Here is an 878-nt window from a genome sequence, read left to right as displayed (position 1 = left end):
TGACCTTGCCCCGTTGAAATAATCCATTTTGAAGTAAGCTCTGGCCCATTGAGAGGACCAGGGAATGAAGCGCAAGCGTTTTACGGACGAACAGATTATCGGCATTCTGAAGGAGCACGAGGCAGGCACTCCGGTCGCGGAGCTTTGCCGCAAGCACGGTGTCAGCGATGCCAGCATCTATAAGTGGAAAGCCAAGTTCGGCGGCATGGACGTGTCCGAAGCGAAGCGGTTGAAGACGCTGGAGGACGAGAACACGAAGCTGAAGCGGCTCCTGGCGGATGCCATGCTCGACAATGCTGCTTTGAAAGACCTTTTGGGAAAGAAGTGGTGACGCCCGCAGCAAGGCGAAAAGCTGTCGCGCATCTGATGGATCACCATCGGATGAGCGAACGGCGGGCGTGTAAAGCCATTGGCTTTTGCCGGATGACGATCCGTTACGAAACCAGGCGCATCGACGACCATGACCTTCGCGAGCGGATGAAGGCATTGGCGCATGAACGCCGCCGCTTCGGATATCGACGCATTCACGTGCTGCTCAGGCGCGAGGGCCACATTGTGAACCACAAGCGGCTCTTCCGGCTCTATCGGGAAGAGAAGCTGACGGTGCGCAAACGCGGCGGCCGCAAGCGAGCGATCGGCACACGAGCACCGATGCTGATTCCGATCGCAGCCAATGATCGTTGGTCGCTGGACTTCGTGTCGGATCAACTCACCGATGGTCGCAGGTTCCGGGTCCTGACGGTCGTCGACGATTGCACCAGGGAATGCTTGGCACTCGTCGCCGATACGTCGCTTTCCGGTCTGCGGGTTGCCCGTGAGCTGGACCGGATCATCGAGGGACGAGGCAAGCCGAAGATGATCGTCAGCGACAACGTCCT

General features: G+C 58.5%; 1 pseudogene. It reads left to right on the top strand.

Annotated features, from left to right (window positions below):
* Positions 1-64 precede the first annotated feature (64 nt).
* Positions 65-878, top strand: a pseudogene (locus JNC70_RS22760) (IS3 family transposase); the annotation flags it as partial.

The sequence above is a fragment of the Brucella oryzae genome (genome assembly GCF_041929965.1).
GTDB classification, from domain to species: domain Bacteria; phylum Pseudomonadota; class Alphaproteobacteria; order Rhizobiales; family Rhizobiaceae; genus Brucella; species Brucella oryzae.
Note: the sequence above shows the minus strand (reverse complement) of the source record. Positions and strands in the feature narration are given on the sequence as shown.